Here is a 924-nt window from a genome sequence, read left to right as displayed (position 1 = left end):
GCAGGGCATGCGAAAAATTCGGCCTCAAAATGAGCAATAAGGCGGCGATAGTAGCACTTTTTTTCGCCAGTTGAGATGTCTTTGGCCCGTAAGGGCCGGCACCGGCCAAGGTAATGGGATAAAATGCCCGGCCAGAAAGTAAAAAGGAGCCACAACCGAAGTTGTGACTCCCATATTTTGCGCTGATTCTGTTGTTATTATTGTTTGTGTTGTTTTCTGCCTTGTCGCTGCAATCATCAGTTGCAGCAGCACTGCATTGGCTCGTGAAATTATTGTTCTTCTTTCTTGTTGTTATTGTTTGAGCTTTTACGCCGCTGTTTTTCTTGTTTGCTGGCGTGGGATTCATAGTGCCCGTCCACCCCTGCCAATGCAACACGCTAAAAAATCCATTTAAATCATTGGGTTGTGCGTGTTTTGCAAAAAACACCTTAAATGCGGCCGGATCCAGGTAACGCTTGTGTTACTTTCCTGTGTAGAGCGGTAACACTTGCTCGGCTTTTAGGTTGTTTCGGGTCCTGCTCCCGATTTCCGTGTCCCGAATTAACGTTTTTGCGTTTGACTCTAATGACGTGTGGATTGGTTTTGCCGGTCAATGGCAAGCGATGCTGTATTCTTATTCAACGACGTGCACTGGCCTTTTTGCGGGGGATGCCCAGCCGCTGACGCCGCTCCCAAAGGCTTTTCCGGCTGATTCCCAGTTTCTGCGCCAGCTCGGTCTCGGTCATGCTGTCCTGATTTTCCATCACGAAGCGAGTGAAATAATCTTCCAGTGACAGGTCTTCGCTGGGGTCCAGGCTGGCCCGGCTGACGCGTTGGGGCGCGCGGTTGGGGTTCAGGCCCAGCTGGGCCGGGCCGATGCCGTCTTCTTCAGTGAGAATAACGGCCCGTTCAATCACGTTTTCCAGTTCCCGCACGTTGCCGGGC

The 924-nt window shown here is 51.3% G+C and carries 1 protein-coding gene and 1 pseudogene; both read right to left on the bottom strand.

What is annotated here, in order from left to right; genetic code table 11:
• On the bottom strand, positions 1 to 427 hold a 427-nt coding region (locus A3754_RS26415), incomplete at its 3' end, for a hypothetical protein (RefSeq protein WP_156496694.1).
• Between the two features lie 190 nt (positions 428 to 617).
• Positions 618 to 924 (bottom strand): annotated as a pseudogene (locus A3754_RS27000) (sigma-54-dependent Fis family transcriptional regulator); the annotation flags it as partial.

This window comes from Alcanivorax sp. HI0083 (assembly GCF_001635175.1).
This window is presented reverse-complemented; position numbering and strand designations above follow the sequence as displayed.